The organism is Tenacibaculum sp. TC6, assembly GCF_050606265.1.
In the GTDB taxonomy this organism is placed as follows: Bacteria; Bacteroidota; Bacteroidia; order Flavobacteriales; family Flavobacteriaceae; genus Polaribacter.
The window spans coordinates 1-17,632 of record NZ_JBOCUK010000003.1; the positions used below are offsets into that span (position 1 = coordinate 1).

General features: G+C 32.7%; 15 protein-coding genes and 1 pseudogene. 9 read left to right on the forward strand and 7 right to left on the reverse strand.

What is annotated here, in order from left to right:
- Nucleotides 1-166: 166 nt before the first annotated feature.
- The 4 genes from ACQY1Q_RS02545 to ACQY1Q_RS02560 form a co-directional block, all read right to left on the reverse strand.
- Complete coding sequence (locus ACQY1Q_RS02545; protein ID WP_431003718.1) at nt 167-2,521, reverse strand: sodium-translocating pyrophosphatase; 2,355 nt, start codon at nt 2,519-2,521, stop codon at nt 167-169.
- A 109-nt stretch (nt 2,522-2,630) separates the two neighbouring features.
- The gene (locus ACQY1Q_RS02550) at nt 2,631-3,158 is read right to left on the reverse strand and encodes an inorganic diphosphatase (protein WP_431003719.1); all 528 of its coding nucleotides are present in this window, start codon (nt 3,156-3,158) and stop codon (nt 2,631-2,633) included.
- Between the two features lie 102 nt (nt 3,159-3,260).
- Nucleotides 3,261-5,765: a DUF5686 family protein gene (locus ACQY1Q_RS02555; RefSeq protein ID WP_431003720.1), complete on the reverse strand. Its 2,505-nt coding sequence runs from the start codon at nt 5,763-5,765 to the stop codon at nt 3,261-3,263.
- 78 nt (nt 5,766-5,843) lie between these two features.
- Nucleotides 5,844-6,824: a pyruvate dehydrogenase complex E1 component subunit beta gene (locus tag ACQY1Q_RS02560; RefSeq protein WP_431003721.1), complete on the reverse strand. Its 981-nt coding sequence runs from the start codon at nt 6,822-6,824 to the stop codon at nt 5,844-5,846.
- Between the two features lie 252 nt (nt 6,825-7,076).
- Here ACQY1Q_RS02560 and ACQY1Q_RS02565 point away from each other — a divergent pair, with 252 nt between their 5' ends.
- From ACQY1Q_RS02565 to gldA, 9 genes are all read left to right on the forward strand, one after another.
- Nucleotides 7,077-7,385: a hypothetical protein gene (locus ACQY1Q_RS02565; RefSeq protein WP_431003722.1), complete on the forward strand. Its 309-nt coding sequence runs from the start codon at nt 7,077-7,079 to the stop codon at nt 7,383-7,385.
- 156 nt (nt 7,386-7,541) lie between these two features.
- Nucleotides 7,542-8,282 (forward strand): electron transfer flavoprotein subunit beta/FixA family protein, encoded by a 741-nt coding sequence (locus ACQY1Q_RS02570; protein WP_431003723.1) that lies wholly within the window; start codon nt 7,542-7,544, stop codon nt 8,280-8,282.
- A gap of 72 nt (nt 8,283-8,354) precedes the next feature.
- Nucleotides 8,355-9,308: an electron transfer flavoprotein subunit alpha/FixB family protein gene (locus ACQY1Q_RS02575; protein ID WP_431003724.1), complete on the forward strand. Its 954-nt coding sequence runs from the start codon at nt 8,355-8,357 to the stop codon at nt 9,306-9,308.
- A 144-nt stretch (nt 9,309-9,452) separates the two neighbouring features.
- Nucleotides 9,453-10,058 (forward strand): bifunctional nuclease domain-containing protein, encoded by a 606-nt coding sequence (locus tag ACQY1Q_RS02580; RefSeq protein WP_431003725.1) that lies wholly within the window; start codon nt 9,453-9,455, stop codon nt 10,056-10,058.
- A gap of 24 nt (nt 10,059-10,082) precedes the next feature.
- Complete coding sequence (locus ACQY1Q_RS02585) at nt 10,083-11,822, forward strand: NupC/NupG family nucleoside CNT transporter (protein WP_431003726.1); 1,740 nt, start codon at nt 10,083-10,085, stop codon at nt 11,820-11,822.
- A gap of 92 nt (nt 11,823-11,914) precedes the next feature.
- The gene (locus tag ACQY1Q_RS02590; protein WP_431003727.1) at nt 11,915-12,739 is read left to right on the forward strand and encodes a thymidylate synthase; all 825 of its coding nucleotides are present in this window, start codon (nt 11,915-11,917) and stop codon (nt 12,737-12,739) included.
- An 83-nt stretch (nt 12,740-12,822) separates the two neighbouring features.
- The gene (locus tag ACQY1Q_RS02595; protein ID WP_431003728.1) at nt 12,823-13,005 is read left to right on the forward strand and encodes a hypothetical protein; all 183 of its coding nucleotides are present in this window, start codon (nt 12,823-12,825) and stop codon (nt 13,003-13,005) included.
- Nucleotides 12,987-13,937, forward strand: a complete 951-nt coding sequence (locus tag ACQY1Q_RS02600; RefSeq protein ID WP_431003729.1) for a dihydrofolate reductase — start codon at nt 12,987-12,989, stop codon at nt 13,935-13,937. Before ACQY1Q_RS02595 ends, ACQY1Q_RS02600 begins: the two co-directional genes overlap by 19 nt.
- A 3-nt stretch (nt 13,938-13,940) precedes the next feature.
- Nucleotides 13,941-14,834 (forward strand): gliding motility-associated ABC transporter ATP-binding subunit GldA, encoded by an 894-nt coding sequence (gene gldA / locus ACQY1Q_RS02605; RefSeq protein ID WP_431003730.1) that lies wholly within the window; start codon nt 13,941-13,943, stop codon nt 14,832-14,834.
- 66 nt (nt 14,835-14,900) lie between these two features.
- Here gldA and ACQY1Q_RS02610 read toward each other — a convergent pair whose 3' ends face one another.
- From ACQY1Q_RS02610 to ACQY1Q_RS02620, 3 genes and pseudogenes are all read right to left on the reverse strand, one after another.
- A complete protein-coding gene (locus tag ACQY1Q_RS02610; protein WP_431003731.1) occupies nt 14,901-15,692 on the reverse strand; it encodes a hypothetical protein in 792 nt (263 codons plus the stop codon).
- Between the two features lie 145 nt (nt 15,693-15,837).
- Nucleotides 15,838-16,452 carry an NADAR family protein gene (locus tag ACQY1Q_RS02615; RefSeq protein ID WP_431003732.1) on the reverse strand — a complete coding sequence of 205 codons (615 nt, stop codon included), beginning with the start codon at nt 16,450-16,452 and terminating at the stop codon, nt 15,838-15,840.
- A 22-nt stretch (nt 16,453-16,474) separates the two neighbouring features.
- Nucleotides 16,475-17,521 (reverse strand): annotated as a pseudogene (locus tag ACQY1Q_RS02620) (phosphoribosyltransferase-like protein).
- Between the last annotated feature and the right edge of the window lie 111 nt (nt 17,522-17,632).

Consider the following 17,632-nt stretch of genomic DNA (forward strand, 5'->3'; position numbering starts at 1 on the left):
TACTAACACCAGAGAAAATGCATGAACAATGTAAAATCAAAACAAAAACCTACAAAAAGAAAATCTCTCAACAAACACATGTTTGTTGAGAGATTTTATATCTTTAATCATACTAAAAAACTGTAATGGTTTTTTAGGACGACACAAGATTTAGATTTTTTATTCTTTATTTCTCTATTTCTTTTGAAATTTCTTGAGCCTGCTTTTCAATTTCTTCAACAGTTCCCTCAATCTCTCTTGTTTCAGTTGTCGTTTTTCCATCTTTAGTTGTAGTCATGGTTATGGTGGCCTGAGCTGTTTCATTACCAGATGAAGTTATGGCTACCTTAACTTCCTTTTTAATTTCTTTATGAGCATGCTCATTGTTTGTAGAGTGCCCTCCTAAAATTGGAGCAATAACTAATCCAACTAAACAAGTTAATTTAATTAAAATGTTCATTGAAGGTCCTGAAGTATCTTTAAAAGGATCACCAACAGTATCACCGGTAACAGCGGCTTTGTGAGCATCAGAACCCTTATAGGTCATTTCTCCGTTAATTTCTACTCCGGCTTCAAATGATTTTTTAGCGTTATCCCAAGCACCTCCTGCATTATTCTGGAAAATAGCCCACATAACACCTGAAACACATACACCGGCCATATACCCTCCTAATGGTTCTGGACCAAATAATAAACCAATAAGTATAGGAGTAATAATGGTTATTAAACCAGGAAGCAACATTTCTTTTAAAGCTGCTCGAGTAGAAATATCTACACATTTAGCATATTCAGGAGTTCCTGTACCTTCCATAATTCCGGGAATTTCTCTAAACTGACGACGTACCTCATGAACCATTTCCATAGCCGCTTTTCCTACAGACTGCATAGCTAAGGCTGAAAATATAACAGGAATCATTCCTCCTACAAATAAAGCAGCTAATACATTTGCTTTAAAAATATTAATCCCGTCAATTCCTGTAAAGGTAACATAAGCGGCAAATAAAGCTAAAGCTGTTAAAGCTGCAGAAGCAATAGCAAAACCTTTACCTACGGCAGCGGTTGTATTTCCTACAGAATCTAAAATGTCTGTACGTTCACGCACATGATCTTCTAATTCACTCATTTCTGCAACTCCCCCTGCATTATCCGCAATAGGTCCGAAGGCATCAATAGCTAATTGCATCGCAGTAGTTGCCATCATAGCAGAAGCTGCTAAAGCCACCCCATAAAAACCGGCAAAATAATAAGAACCGTAAATGGCTGAGGCAAATAAAAGAACAGATAAAAATGTTGATTTCATTCCTACTGCTAAACCGGCAATTATATTAGTTCCAGCCCCGGTAGCACTGTTTTGAACAATCTCTAATACAGGTTTTTTACCTAAACTGGTATAATATGAAGTAACCATTGAAATCAAAGCCCCTACTGCTAAACCAATACAAGCAGCTATGAATACATTAATAGAAGAAACATTTTTTATTCCCTCACCAAAAAAACTCATTTGCATAGTTTCAGGAAGCATCCACTTAATTAAGAAGAAACTCGCAACTAATGTTAAAATGATTGATACCCAGTTTCCGGTATCTAAAGCTTTTTGAACTTGTGCTTCTTTAGCTGAATTATCTTTAATATTAACCAGGAAAGTTCCAATAATCGAGGCAATGATTCCTACACCGGCAATTACTAAGGGTAATAAGATGGGACCCATTCCATTAAATCCATCAGAAAATGGTGTTGTAGCCGACATGTCTCTGATAACGTAGTTTCCAAGAACCATGGCAGCTAATACAGTAGCCACATAAGACCCGAATAAATCGGCACCCATACCGGCAACATCTCCTACGTTGTCTCCTACGTTATCAGCAATTGTTGCCGGGTTACGTGGATCGTCTTCAGGAATACCTGCTTCAACTTTTCCAACTAAATCAGCACCAACGTCAGCAGCTTTTGTATAAATACCACCTCCAACACGAGCAAATAAAGCGATAGATTCAGCCCCTAATGAAAAGCCTGCTAGAGCTTCTAAAACTACGGTCATTTCATTGTAAAAATTTCCTCCATCAGTAATAAACTGACTAATAAATAAAAGGAAAAATAAACCGAGTCCTAAAACGGCTAAACCTGCAACACCCAATCCCATTACAGTTCCTCCTCCAAAAGAAACTTTTAAGGCTTGTGGTAAGCTTGTTTTAGCAGCTTCAGCTGTTCGAGCATTTGCATCAGTTGCAATACGCATTCCTATATTACCTGCTAAGGCAGAAAAAATTGCTCCTACAATAAACGCGGGAACAATCATGATGCTAGTAGTTTCAACTATTTGAGAAATTCCGAATAACGCCAATGAAGCAATAACAACAAAAATTAATAAAAGACGATATTCAGCGGCTAAAAAAGCAAGAGCTCCTTCTTTAATGCTTTTAGAAATAGATTGCATTTTGTCACTTCCGGCAGCTTGTTTTTTTACCCAAACCATTTTTACATACATAAAAATAAGTCCTAATAATGCCAAAAGAATAGGCACATACATCATGTTTTGTTTCATGTTTTTTCTTATTTGATTAGTTATAGTTTGGGTAAATATAACTAAATCAAAGGGTAATAAAAAAACTCTCAGAGAAATCTGAGAGTTTTTTAACTAATTTATGGTGTATTTATATGGTAAAGCTAGCTTTTTCTCTATGTTCGCTTTCTTCATAACGATCTAAACATTTTTGTAAAATGTCATAAGCTTCGTTAGCATCTCCCCAATCACCAACATCTACTTTCTTTTTCTCAAGATCTTTATATACTTGGAAAAAATGAGTAATTTCTTCTTTACGGTGAGGGTTTAAGTCAGTAATATCATTATACTTATTCCAAATAGGATCAGAAACTGGTACACAAACTATTTTTTCATCCGGTCCTTTTTCATCAGCCATATGGAAAACACCAATAGGTTTTACCTCCATAACGCACATTGGAAATGTAGGCTCAGCTCCTAATACTAATACATCTAAAGGATCTCCATCTAAAGCTAAGGTTTTAGGAACGAAACCGTAATCACCCGGGTACATCATTGAAGAGAATAACATTCTATCAAAACGAATTTTCTTTAGTTCAAAATCGTATTCGTATTTATTTCTACTTCCTTTTGGTATTTCAATTAAAACATCTACTGTTTTTCTTTCTTTTGCAGTCATATTATTAACTTAACTTCGTTTCTTAAAATCGGAAGGCAAAAGTAGCGATTTTTTCATATTCTATATATAAAAATCACTGTTATTTTACGGTTAATTCTATGGTTATAAGCCCGGTTTAATTCCTATTCTGATTGCAAATTTTGGAGATGGAGCTATTTTTAATCCGCTAGGAGGTGTGTAATCACTTCTCCATATAGCATCTATACGAAGAAAACGTAAGTTACCGTAGCCAATATTTTCAATTCCAACTCCATACTCATAATATAGTTTGTCAGGAGTATTATAAGTTATATTAGATCTGCTAATAGCTCTGTTTTTATCTGAAACGGAACCGTATGCTGCCCTGAAAGTTACTAAACTACGCAGTTTTAATTTTTTTAATAATGGAATTCTGTTAAAAATAAAACCATTAAAATGATGTTCTAAATGAGTAGCTGCGTAAGTGTCTGTTACAAAATCGTAATAATTAAGTAAAGAGAATGTATCTTTTACCAGAGAAAAAGATTGGTTAGCAGGTATAGGATTTAATAAACCAATAGGAACTGTTCCAAAAGTTTTACCACCTTCAATAGTAGCATCTAATAACCCAAGTTCACCTAGAAGAATAGGGTGATTGTATTTTATTTGAACTTTATCGTAATCATGGGTGCCGTTAAACGGTCCTTTATAACCTTTACGGTAATTTAAAATCAGAGTTGGGAAAATATTTCTACCAAAACGTCTTTCTACACCTAACCCATAAACAAACCTTCCGGGCGTATATGATACGTAAACATCGGAAGCAACGTCAGTAATTTGTGATTGTAACTTACCTTGTTCATCAATATAATTCATGGAGAAATTTTGTTCAGAAGCTGAACGAATTCTCGCATGCGTTAAGTTAAACCCAATATGAAGGTTTTGTTGGATTTGATAATCAAAGTTTGCAGCAATTTTATGTACATCAGATAAAAAATAGTTGTCTCCTCTGTTAAAAAGTGCAGTTGTACCAAATGTTGTTCCTAATAATTGAGTAGTGTTTAATAAAGTACTTCCTAACTGTTCGTAATCTTTTTGATAAGCAACGCCGACAGCTATCCTAGGCTGATATGATAAAAGATATCTGGCCTCTGCCCCGTATTTTATTTTTTGATCTTTAAAACCATAGGCTACATGTCCTCCTAATCTGAAACGATCATCTTTTGTTGTAAAAGTTCTAAATCCAAGTTTGGTTCTAAAACCTTCTACTTCGTTATTCGCAAAAATTGTCCAAAAAGGTCCGAATTGTATACCAAGTCGAGTATTAAAATAACCATTAGCTATGGTGTTTATAAAACCGGTAATATTTTGAATTTTCTTCTTAGTTTTTACTGTATTGATAAGTGAATAAGTTTCTGAGTCTACAACTTTTTCGGACTCTTTCCAGTAAGTACTGTCCTTTTCAAATTGATCGGGTCTTATTTTTTCTATTTTTTGACTGTAAAACTCGGATGATTTTGGTTGATTTAAAATGTAGTTATCAAAAGTAACGGTCTTTTTTATAGTTAACCCTTTATTACTTTCGTTTTTGTCAACCAATGTAAAGTCACCATCATATACATTTCTAGTAGATAAATAAATGCTATCATTCTTCACTTCATATTCTTTCTCAAAGCGTAACCCTCTTACAAAATTCAGGTTAATACTTTTGTGCACATGCATTTTGATTTTTTTAACTGAATAATTAGTGTCGGCAATCCAAACATTTCCTTGAAAAGCAAGATCTCCTTCTCTTCTAGGGAAAAAATAAATGTTATATAATTTTTGATTGTCTTTTACAATACTGTCGTATAAAACATAATCATAAGTAGCAAATCCATTTGAAGATAATGGGCTAACAAATGATTTTTGTAATAAGGTTATATTGTTTTTAAAAATATCAATGTTTTGGAAAGTATTGGACATTCTGTCAAAAACAAAACCTTGTGCACCAAGCCCTTCTTCCTTTTCAGCTTCAATATCTTCTCGAACTTTACTATCTACATTATTACCATAAACTTTGGTAACTTTTTCTTGTAAAAAAACAGGAATGTAATAATTAATACCATCGCTATCATATTTAACCTGTTTAATGTCTTTTTGATAATTTTCTTTAAAAATACTTTTTAGAAATACGGTATCAAGATTATTCAATCCAATCTCTATAGCAGCATGTTTTTTATATTGGTAATAATCAACAAGATTTAACCCCAGCTTTCTTTTGCGTTTCCATACCTCTTTTAAAATTTGGTAGGCCGGATTTTCTTCTTTTTTCAACCTTTTTTTAGGTTTGGTTACCACAACAACTTCATCCAGTTGATTTGAAGTTTCTTTTAAAACTACATTAAGATATTTTGTTTTTTGATTAACCTTTAATATTTGAGTTTCAAAACCAACAAATGATATTTCAAGGATTCCTCTATTTTTGGGAGTTTTTAAATAAAACTTACCATCGTCATCTGTTGTTGTACCATAAGTAGTATTCTGTATAACAACATTTACAAAAGGTAATGGATTGTCAAATTCATCAACCACTTTACCTTTTAAAGTTAATTGTGCACTTACTGAGGTTGTTAAGAGTAGTAGTAAGTATAAAATTTTATTTTTCATTATTTTTTTTACTGCAAAATCCTTTTGACTGTGTAAGAGTCAAAAGGATTTTGAATTATTTTTTCAATTTCAGTAGTTCTATTTAATATATAATACTTCTTTTACAGCGGTAATTACATCATTAGCATTTGGTAACCATTTTTCTAATAATACCGGTGAATATGGTGCAGGTGTGTCTGCTGTTGTAATTCTTTTTATAGGAGCGTCTAAATAGTCAAAAGCTTGCTCTTGAACTCTAAAAGTAATTTCTGAAGAAACACTACCAAATGGCCAAGCTTCTTCTAAAACAACTAATCGGTTTGTTTTTTTAACAGACTCTAAAATTGTTTTATGATCCATTGGACGAACAGTACGTAAGTCAATAATTTCAATAGAAATACCTTCTTTAGCTAATTCATCAGCAGCTTTATAAGCTTCTTTTATAATTTTACCAAAAGAAACTACAGTTACATCAGTACCTTCTCTTTTAATATCAGCTACCCCAATAGGAATAATATATTCTCCTTCAGGAATCTCCATTTTGTCTCCGTACATTTGCTCAGACTCCATAAAAATAACCGGATCATCATCTCTGATGGCAGCTTTTAATAAACCTTTAGCATCGTATGGGTTCGATGGAACGATTACTTTTAAACCAGGACAATTTGCAAACCAGTTTTCAAAAGCTTGTGAATGGGTTGCTGCTAACTGACCAGCTGAAGCCGTTGGACCTCTAAAAACAATAGGGCAATTAAATTGACCCCCACTCATTTGTCTTATTTTAGCTGCGTTATTTATAATTTGATCAATTCCTACAAGAGAAAAATTGAAAGTCATGTATTCAACAATCGGGCGGTTTCCGTTCATAGCTGAACCTACAGCAATTCCACCAAAACCAAGCTCAGCAATAGGAGCATCAATTACACGTTTTGGACCAAACTCGTCCAACATTCCTTTACTGGCTTTATAAGCACCATTATACTCAGCAACCTCTTCACCAATTAAATAAATGCTTTCATCTCTACGCATTTCCTCACTCATTGCTTCGCAAACGGCCTCTCTAAATTGTACTGTTTTCATACGTTTTATAAGTAGTTGTTTATCAAGATTGCAAAAGTAATAAAAATAGATGTAAAAAAATTATATTTGACAGTTATAAAAGTCATATGAAAATGTTAAATGCTAGCATTAAGACTATTCATGTAGTTGTTTCACTTTTGTTGTATTTGTTAATTAATAGCTTATTTGTAGTTAAATATGCTGCTAGACAGTCGGTTGTTTCTGAGTTTGTAGTTGTGCTTAGTTACATTGTTTTTGTGATTTGTGTTTTTTTTGCTTAAACAAAAGCATAGTGAAATTAATAAAATAAGACGATTCTTTTTAGCAGGTATATTTCTTTTCACAATAGTATTCATTACCATCAATGTTTTTGTAGATGCTGAAACATTGCATGTTGATAGATGGTCTGCCATGGAAATTACTATTAAGAGTTTGTTAAAAGGAGCGTATCCGTATAATCAATTAGATCATTTAGGACAAACCTCTTCTAATCTACCTGCTTTATCGTATCTGGGTATGATGTTACCATTTGCTATAATGGTTTTATCAGGACAAGTCATAAAAAATGAGGGAACTTCATAAACTTTAAGAAGAAAAAATCAGTTTAATTTGGTTTTTAAATGTTTACTTTTGTGAGGGAGGAATGTAAGGAATAAAAAATATTATGCACGCATAGTATTTTTTAAAAAAAATACTTAACTTCGTCGTTCAAAATAAGATTCTTTAAAACAACAATATATGAAAATATTAGTATGTATCAGTCATGTTCCTGATACCACTTCAAAAATTAACTTCACAGAGAATGATACTAAGTTTGATACTAATGGGGTTCAATTTGTTATAAATCCATATGATGAGTTTAGTTTAACCAGAGCTATGTGGTTTAAAGAAAAGCAAGGAGCTACGGTAACAGTTGTTAATGTAGGAGATGCTACAACTGAACCAACATTAAGAAAAGCTTTAGCAATTGGTGCTGATGATGCAATTAGAGTAAATGCCAATCCTACAGATGGTTTTATGGTTGCCAAAGAATTAGCAGAAGTAGTAAAAAACGGAGGCTATGATTTAGTATTAGCAGGAAAAGAGTCTGCTGATTATAACGGGCAAATGGTTCCGGGTATGTTAGCTTCATTATTAGATTTTAATTTTGTAAACGGTTGTGTAGGAATTGAAGTAGAAGGTACTACAGCTACATTAAATAGAGAAATTGATGGAGGAGAAGAAAAAGTAACATCAACATTACCTATGGTCGTTGCCGGACAAAAAGGAATTGTAGAAGAAAAAGACTTACGTATACCTAATATGAGAGGTATTATGATGGCACGTAAAAAACCGTTAACAGTTGTTGAACCTACCGGAGTTGCGGCTGCTACAACTACTCAAAGTTTTGAGAAGCCTGCGCCTAAAGGAGCTGTTAAATTAGTGGATAGTGTTGATGAATTAATCAACTTATTACATAACGAAGCGAAAGCAATCTAAGAGTAGATCAATAAAAAATAAAAATATTTGTTTGTGTTTACTAAATACAAACTACTAAAAAAATAAATAAATATGTCTGTATTAGTTTTTGCCGATTCATCGGAAGGAAAATTCAAAAAAACAGCTTATGAAGTTGTTTCATACGGAAAAAAAGTTGCTGAACAATTAGGAACAGATTTAGTAACATTAACTATCAATGGTGGTGATGCTTCTGAATTATATACTTACGGAGCAGAAAAAGTGGTTGAGGTTAAAAATAGCTTAACAACGTTTAATGCTAAAGCATATGCTTCTATTATTAAACAAGTTGCAGAAGCTAAATCGTCAAATGTTGTAGTTATTGATTCTAGCGTTGACGGATTAACAGTTGCACCATTAGTAGCAGTAGCTTTAGAAGCAGGATATGCATCAAATGTTGTGGCTTTGCCAAATAGCACAACTCCTTTTGTTGTTAAACGTAAGGCGTTTTCTAACAAAGGATTTAACAATACTGAAATTTCAACTGAGAAAAAAGTAGTAGGAGTGGCTAAAAACTCATACGGAGCTCATGAAAATCCGGTATCAGGGAGTACTGAGAGTTTTGAGGCAACATTACCGGAATTAGGGGTTACGTCAGAAGCCGTTAGCAAAGCATCAGGAAAAGTAACTATTGCAGATGCAGATATCGTAGTTTCTGCAGGTAGAGGATTAAAAGGACCTGAGAATTGGGGAATGATTGAAGAGTTAGCAGACGTTTTAGGAGCTGCAACAGCTTGTTCTAAACCGGTTTCTGATTTAGGTTGGAGGCCTCATAGTGAACACGTTGGACAAACAGGAAAGCCGGTAGCTTCAAACTTATACATTGCTATAGGTATTTCGGGAGCTATTCAGCACTTAGCAGGAGTAAATGCATCAAAGGTAAAAGTGGTTATTAATAACGATCCGGAAGCACCTTTCTTTAAAGCTGCAGATTATGGTATTGTTGGTGATGCTTTTACCGTTGTTCCGGAGCTTATTGAAAAGCTGAAAACATTTAAACAAGCATAATAAAATAGGGTTAAATTTTCTTTTTAAAGAAATTAGAGAAGAACTCATAATTTTTAGTAAATTGTGCCCACTTATAAAAGGCTGTCTAAAACTTTAAAAAAGCCTAAGTTAGACAGCCTTTTTGTTTTTTTATGATGATGATACATGAGCCTAATTAAACTAACCATTAAAGGAATTTCATACAGTCAAACACAAAGTGGAGCCTATGCTTTAGTGTTGAGTGAAGTTGAAGGTACAAGAACCTTACCTATTATTATAGGAGCTTTTGAAGCACAATCTATAGCTATTGCGCTGGAAAAAGAAATTAAACCACCAAGGCCGTTAACGCACGATTTGTTTAAAACATTTGCAGACCGTTTTTTTATCAATGTTAAACAAGTGATTATTCACAAGTTGGTTGATGGAGTATTTTTCTCAAGTTTACTATGTGAAAGAGACGGAGTAGAAGAAGTAATTGATACAAGAACATCTGATGCAATTGCCTTAGCAGTTCGTTTTCAAGCACCTATTTTTACGTATGAGAATATACTGGATAAAGCAGGTATTTATTTAAAAATTGAAGAAGAACTTTCTGATGATGAAGATGAAGACGACGAAGATGAGTTTGAACTGACATTTGATGATGAAGATGATGATGTGTTTACTCAAATGTCTTTATCGGAATTACAAGAACAATTAAATGAAGCAGTTGCTAACGAAGATTACGAATTAGCTGCAAGAATTCGTGATGAAATTAGTAAACGTTCTTAATTTTTATTTTTAAAACCATAATAAATGAAGAAGGTATTAACTTTTTTAATGCTTTGTGTTTCCATTGTCACATTTGCTCAAAGTATTGAAAAGAAATGGAATTTTTCATCAATAACAACAACAGACGGAGAATCAGTTGTTGCCATAAATCCGGTTGATATATTTACTTTATCAGAAGGAAATTTTAACTACTCATTAGTAGCAAAAGATAGTCTGCAAGCATCCGGTAACTACATTCATCAAAACAACTTATTAATTTTTAATTATAAACAACCTACAGATACAGTTCGTTATTATAATATAGTTGAATTGTCAGACACAGCTTTAACTCTTTCTGAAAAAAATATACTATACAAATTTACATCTCAACCACAGTTAGTTTCAAAAGTTGAAGTACAGCAGCAAAACGAATCTGTAATAATTCCAAGCCAAGGTTTTTCTTTTACAAGTTTATGGAGAGGAGCTTTAGGAATGGTTTCTTTGTTAATTATTGCTTTTTTATTTAGTGCTAACAGAAAAGGAATTGATTGGAAAACAGTAGGGTTAGGGTTAAGTTTTCAGTTGTTAATAGCTGTTGGCGTGCTAAAAGTTCCCTTTGTACAAAAAACATTTGAATTAATAGGAAGCTTATTTGTAAGTGTATTAGATTTTACAAGAGCAGGAAGTGAGTTTTTATTTAGCGGTTTGGTGGCAGATATGGATTCTTTTGGATTCATCTTTGCATTTCAAGTATTACCAACCATTATTTTCTTTTCGGCACTAACCTCTTTATTATTCTATTTAGGAGTCATTCAAAAAGTAGTAAAAGGCTTAGCTTGGTTATTATCTAAAGGATTAAAAATATCAGGAGCAGAAAGTTTATCGGTAGCCGGAAATATTTTCTTAGGGCAAACCGAAGCACCTTTATTAATAAAAGCATACTTAGAAAAAATGAACCGTTCTGAAATCTTATTAGTAATGATTGGAGGAATGGCAACGGTAGCAGGAGCTGTTTTAGCTGCTTATATTGGTTTCTTAGGAGGTGATGATGAAGCATTACGTTTATTGTATGCAAAACATTTATTAGCAGCGTCAGTAATGGCAGCACCGGGAGCTATTATTATTTCAAAAATACTATATCCACAAACAGAAGAAGTAAATACAGACGTACAGGTTTCTTCAGAAAAAATAGGATCAAATATCTTAGATGCAATTGCTAATGGTACTACGGAAGGATTAAACTTAGCCATGAATGTAGCCGCAATGTTATTGGTATTTATTGCTTTTATTGCCATGATTAACGGAATTTTAGGAAGTGTTGGCGGATTTGATGGTATTGAATACTTTAACTGGAAGTTTACTTCTTTAAATGAATTAATAGCAGGAGCCACTCCATACAAATCATTGTCCTTAGAGTTTATTTTAGGCTATGTTTTTGCACCTTTAATGTGGTTAATAGGAGTTGCCAAAGAAGACATGGCGTTGATGGGGCAATTATTAGGCGTTAAATTGGCAGCAAGTGAATTTGTGGGATACATTCAATTAGCAGAATTAAAAAATGCAGCAAGCGCTACCCATTTAACATTTAATAAGTCGGTTATTATGGCAACGTATATGTTATGTGGTTTTGCCAACTTTGCCTCTATCGGAATCCAAATAGGAGGTATTGGCTCATTAGCACCGGGGCAACGTAAAAACTTATCAGAGTTTGGTATGAAGGCTTTAATAGGAGGAACCATAGCCTCATTAATGTCGGCCACCATAGCAGGAATGATCATCGGTTAATAACTTTTGAATATAAAATAAAAAAGCTTCAATAACCTTTATTGAAGCTTTTTTATTTTTACCCAACATTTTCTTTAGGATAAATAGATATTATGAAGCAGTATTTAGATTTAGTAAAACACGTATTAGATAATGGTAATGAAAAGGGAGATAGAACCGGTACAGGAACTAAAAGTGTTTTTGGGTATCAAATGCGTTTTGACTTAAGTGAAGGCTTTCCTATGGTAACCACTAAAAAACTCCATTTAAAATCCATTATTTATGAATTATTATGGTTTATAAAAGGAGATACTAACATTAAATACTTACAAGAAAATGGAGTAAGAATATGGAATGAGTGGGCAGATGAAAATGGCGATTTAGGACCTGTTTACGGGCATCAGTGGCGTAACTGGAATAGTGAAGAAATAGACCAGTTAAAAGAAGTAATTGATACCCTAAAACAAAACCCTAACAGCAGAAGAATGTTAGTTTCTGCATGGAACCCTTCTGTTTTACCGGATACCTCAAAATCATTTGCTGAAAATGTAGCCAATGGTAAAGCAGCTTTGCCACCTTGCCATGCCTTTTTTCAGTTTTATGTAGCAGATGGTAAGTTGTCGTGCCAATTATATCAGAGAAGTGCCGATGTTTTCTTGGGAGTTCCTTTTAACATAGCATCTTATGCTTTGTTAACCATGATGGTAGCACAAGTATGCGGCTATGGATACGGAGAGTTCATTCATACTTTTGGTGACGCTCATATTTACAACAACCATCTTGAGCAATTACAATTACAACTATCAAGAGAACCCAAGCCATTACCTAAAATGAAGATGAACTCTAACATAACCCGTATTGAAGATTTTACCTTTGAAGATTTTGAATTGGTTGGTTATGAATCACATCCGCATATTAAAGGCGTAGTAGCCATTTAATTTTTAACGTACTTTTATCTTTTTTAAGGGGTAAAATTTAAAAGGAGTTGTTATTTTAGTAGGCAAACTATAGCTACTAAAAAATGACTACAGAAATAGACGTTATTAAAGAGAATATTTATGATAAAATAGCAGAAATTAACGACGAAAAAGTGTTAATAGCTATTCAAACGATTATCGATAATATTGAAAAAAGTACAGAAGACGAAATTACCAATAAAGAAGATTTTACGAGTTATATAAGAGAATGGGTGAAGAATATGTAATAAAGAATGCGGTAAAATCATTACAAAAAATACTCCATTATTTTCCTATACAGTCGGCCATTCTATCTGAAAAAGAGTGGAATGAAAAAGCGCATGTAAATACCTGGAGTAAAAAAGAAGTAGTAGGGCATTTAGTTGATTCGGCTTTTACCAATTTACAACGTTACATTCGTATTCAATATCAAAATACGCCGCATATTGTTTATGATCAGGATGCTTGGGTGAAAGCCCAACATTGGCAAGAGTTGCCCGTAACAGACATTATAACGTTATGGAAGGTTGTAAATACACAAATACTTCATATATGGAATAACTTTCCTCAGGCAAAAATTAATTCTCTGTTGAATGTATCAAAAGATAAAGAAGAGATGTATACTTTTGCCGAAATGATTCAAGATTATATTGACCATTGTAAACATCATATACAACAAATTTTGCCTCAAATGATAACAGTTATAGCGGCCGTAGGACAAAACAATGAGCTAGGGAAAGGGAATGATTTAATATGGCACTTGCCAGCAGATTTAAAGAGATTTAAAGAGGTAACAACAGGGCATCATATTATTATGGGGCGCAATACTTTTGAAAGTATAGGAAAGCCCTTACCTAACAGAACCACTATTATTATTACCCGAGATAAAAACTATACTAAAGAAGGTTGTTTAACAGCCGCAAGTATAGAAGAAGCTATTGAATTGGCTAAAAGTGATTCTGAGATTTTTATCATTGGAGGCGCACAAATATATAAGCAAGTAATCAACAATCATTTAATTAACAGGTTGGATATTACCCATGTGCATGAAACTTTTGATGCAGATGTATTTTTCCCGGAAATAAAATCGGAGAGCTGGAAAGAAATAGCCAGAGAAGATTTTAAGGCAGATGATAAAAATAGATACGATTATAGTTTCGTTTCTTACCTAAGAAAATAACCGATGTCTATAGAACTTACTTCCATAACCAAAACATACGGAGCGCAAAAGGCTGTTGATTCAGTTACGTTTTCAGCTCAAAAAGGCCAAATAGTTGGTTTTTTAGGTCCTAACGGAGCCGGAAAATCTACAACTATGAAAATTTTAACCGGGTACTTAAAACCTACGGAGGGAACTGTTTTTGTAAACGGCGTAGATGTGGTTACAAATCCTGTAGAAGCGCAAAAAAAAATAGGCTATCTACCGGAACACAATCCACTGTATTTAGATATGTATGTTCGTGAGTATTTACAATTTCGAGCTTCTGTGTATCATGTTGAGAAAAGTGCCGTTACTGACGTAATTGAAAAAGTAGGACTTACTGCCGAAGCCCATAAAAAAATAAAACAACTATCTAAAGGCTATAGACAACGAGTGGGCTTAGCAGCTGCCATATTACACAATCCGGAGGTGCTAATTTTAGACGAACCCACTACAGGTTTAGACCCTAATCAGTTAGTTGAAATTCGTCAGTTAATTAAAGAGTTAGGAAAAGATAAAACCGTTTTATTATCTACTCATATTATGCAAGAAGTAGAAGCGGTTTGCGATCGAGTGATTCTTATTAATAAAGGAGTATTGGTAGTAGATAAAACGTTAGAAGAGCTTAAAACCAGTGAAAAGCAAGTAATTCAGGTAACGTTTGATTATAAAATTGAAGAACAATTTATAAAACAACTGCCTAACATAAGCTACTTTAAAAATACCTCAGAAAATAATTGGACGTTAGAATTTGAATCTACAGAAGACATGCGCCCTAAAATTTTCGATTTTGCACAAGAAAACGGATTGAAAATTCTAGGCCTACATTCTGAAAATAAAAATCTGGAAAATCTATTTCAGGAGTTAACTAAATAATGTGATTTACTTTTTAGAAGTAGGCGAGAACAAGCAATTACTTATAGCATTGTTTTAACTAATTATTTATAAATCAAATTGCCCAATGAAACTAAGATTACTTCTTTCAGCAGGATAATAGTATAGTCCAATGATAATTCTTGTTTTGTTTGGTATTTCTATTTCTTTTTTTCGTGCATAAACTTCGACACTTTCTTTTACACAATTCAATAAGTCCAATTTCAGGCTTTCAGTATCAAATTCTTTTATAGCCTTTACCTCACTAATTGACAAATCATTTTCAATAGTCAATTCGTAAAGTGCGAATCTATTGTTTTTTACTTCAATACCTTTAAAGTTTTTTAAGCAACCATCAGAAAATGATGCTCTTAGTCCAAATTCGTTTGAGGGTTGAATTTCAGAGCGTTTTAGATAGTCAAGAACCTGAAGTTTAAGCTCAATTGATTTTTTATGATTCTTTTCGGCGTTTGGATATCTGTCAGAGTAGAATTTTCTATCTAATTGTTTTGCTCCTGAACAAAATCCGAAACTTAAATCTCCATTTTTATTTTTATTCGCAAAAATTAACCATTTACTATTTTCAGGTGTGTAAAATGCACAACTACTATTTAAGACACTATAAATTTTTAAATTGCTTGTAGCCTTACCTTTATATAATTCAATTATTTCTATTTCAATATTGTGTAGATTTGAATTTTCCTTATCTGGTGAAACTTTAAGAATTTTAGCAGTTGCAATAAAGTCAGACATTGGAATTCTATCCATTAACGGAACAATTCCACAAGAACAAGCAAACAGGTTTTGAATGTTTAATAAAATTAATATGACAAATGCTTTTTTTATAATTGATGATAACATATTTGTATAAAGGTTATTACGGATTTAAAAATACATATTTTGTTTAAAAACTATAGTTATGTTTAGTTTTTTTACATTGTCAAGTTCTATTTTATGTTGTTTTTACCTCTTGAGCAACCGCTATAAATGTTATGGGCTGCCGTTCTTATATGTAAATCTCGTCTAAGTCAAGTATAAAATACTCATCATTTCTAATCTCTTCAATTAGATTCCCAAATAATAAGAATGCAGGAATGTTTGGTGGAAAAATAACTGTAGATTTAGTTATTTCTTTTATTTTGACTTTCTCTCTTAATTCCATTAAAAGTCGTCCTAAAGCATTTTTTCCAACAAGTGTCGTTTTATCTTTAAAAGTAGCACCCCAAATAGTATCTTTTTTGGAATATTCAACAATTACTTTGTTATCAGTAGAATAAAGTATATCTGAGAATTTATCAAAATTTTGGACAAGTTTAACTTCGAGACACCATTTCATAATTTTGAATTTAACGTTGTCCCAATCTTGACGGCTATATTGTATATATTGACGACTGATTTTTTTAGCGTCCATTGGATTTTGTGTTCTAACGATTTCTTCTTGAATGTTGGGAAACAATGGAAATCTGCAAGCTTGATACAATATTTCTGAACTTTGAATATTAATCTCGTTAACAAACAAATTGAACTCTGGAGCCATATTTGAAAAAGCTCCATAAGGTCCGTTTGTTTTTGCAAACGTAATAACATTCTTAGCTTGATATTCCCTTACGCTCGGATTCATAATGCTAAATTAAACTATTTTTTTAATTACCTCTATTGGCGACAGAAAATAATGGTTTCCAATTATGTCCATTAACTTCCCACCAATACACTAACGGTGAATTATTAGGAATATTACGCCATGTAAAAAAATGAGTTCCAAGTCCAAATATTTTGTATTGTGGATTTATCAAACCTAATGGTCTTATATTGGTTTTAACCCCTCCTTGTATCATATTGATAATATCTATTCCCTTTTCAGTTAAAACATTTTCAAATTTTATTCTGTTGTCTGCAGAAGTAAAAAACAGCTCTTGTGTTGGTGCATTTACTTTTCTATATGCATAATCTTCATACTTTGTTGCAGATAAATTTTCCAAATATCCGTTTATCTTTAAGCTATTGCCTTTTACAGGTTTTGCAATATTAAGTTTTTGGTTGTTGAACTTTGCGTGATTTTGAATTTCGTAATTCCAAAACCAATTTATTTTTTTTATAACTTTTTCACTGAACTCTTTTTGAATTCGATACTTCTGGAATTCAAATCCCCAAGTGTGTAAACAAAATATACTGATTGACAACTTTATCTCATTGTCTTGAATTTTTCAGTCAAACTTTTTATCTGATGAATCCTTTCTACTTAAAAATGCTATTAGATCTCGTCCAATAGTGCTTCCTGAAGCAAGAATATCATCGAAGTATATATAGTTTATTTTTGGGTAATCCTTGTAGTTTAAATATGACTCTTGAAATTTTTCACTTAAAACTTCTTCCAATAAGTTTAAAATTGCTGGTTGACTTTTATGGGATTGTTGTACGTCTATAAATTCGGTATCAATTAAAAAAGTTGTAATATTTGAGTAGTTGTATAATTTTAAATAAGCAAGAATATGCTGATAAATAAAATCTTTGGCCTTTTCTCTTGAAACATATGTTTCTTCAATTATTTTGTTTAGCTCTGTTAAAATAAGGACGCTATCATCTTCAAATTGTTCAGCCCATTCTATTATACTTTTTGAGGTAATAAAAATATTGTCGTGATTTCTATAATCTTTAATAACTTGATATATACTCTCTGCAAGTTCTTCCATTGTTGTAGTTTATCTGCCGTTTCTGTAAATACAAAGATAAGTTATTATTTAAGCCGTTTAGTTGATGTGTTTTTTCAGTATTTCAGTTGTTCAAATTTTAATCACCTCTTA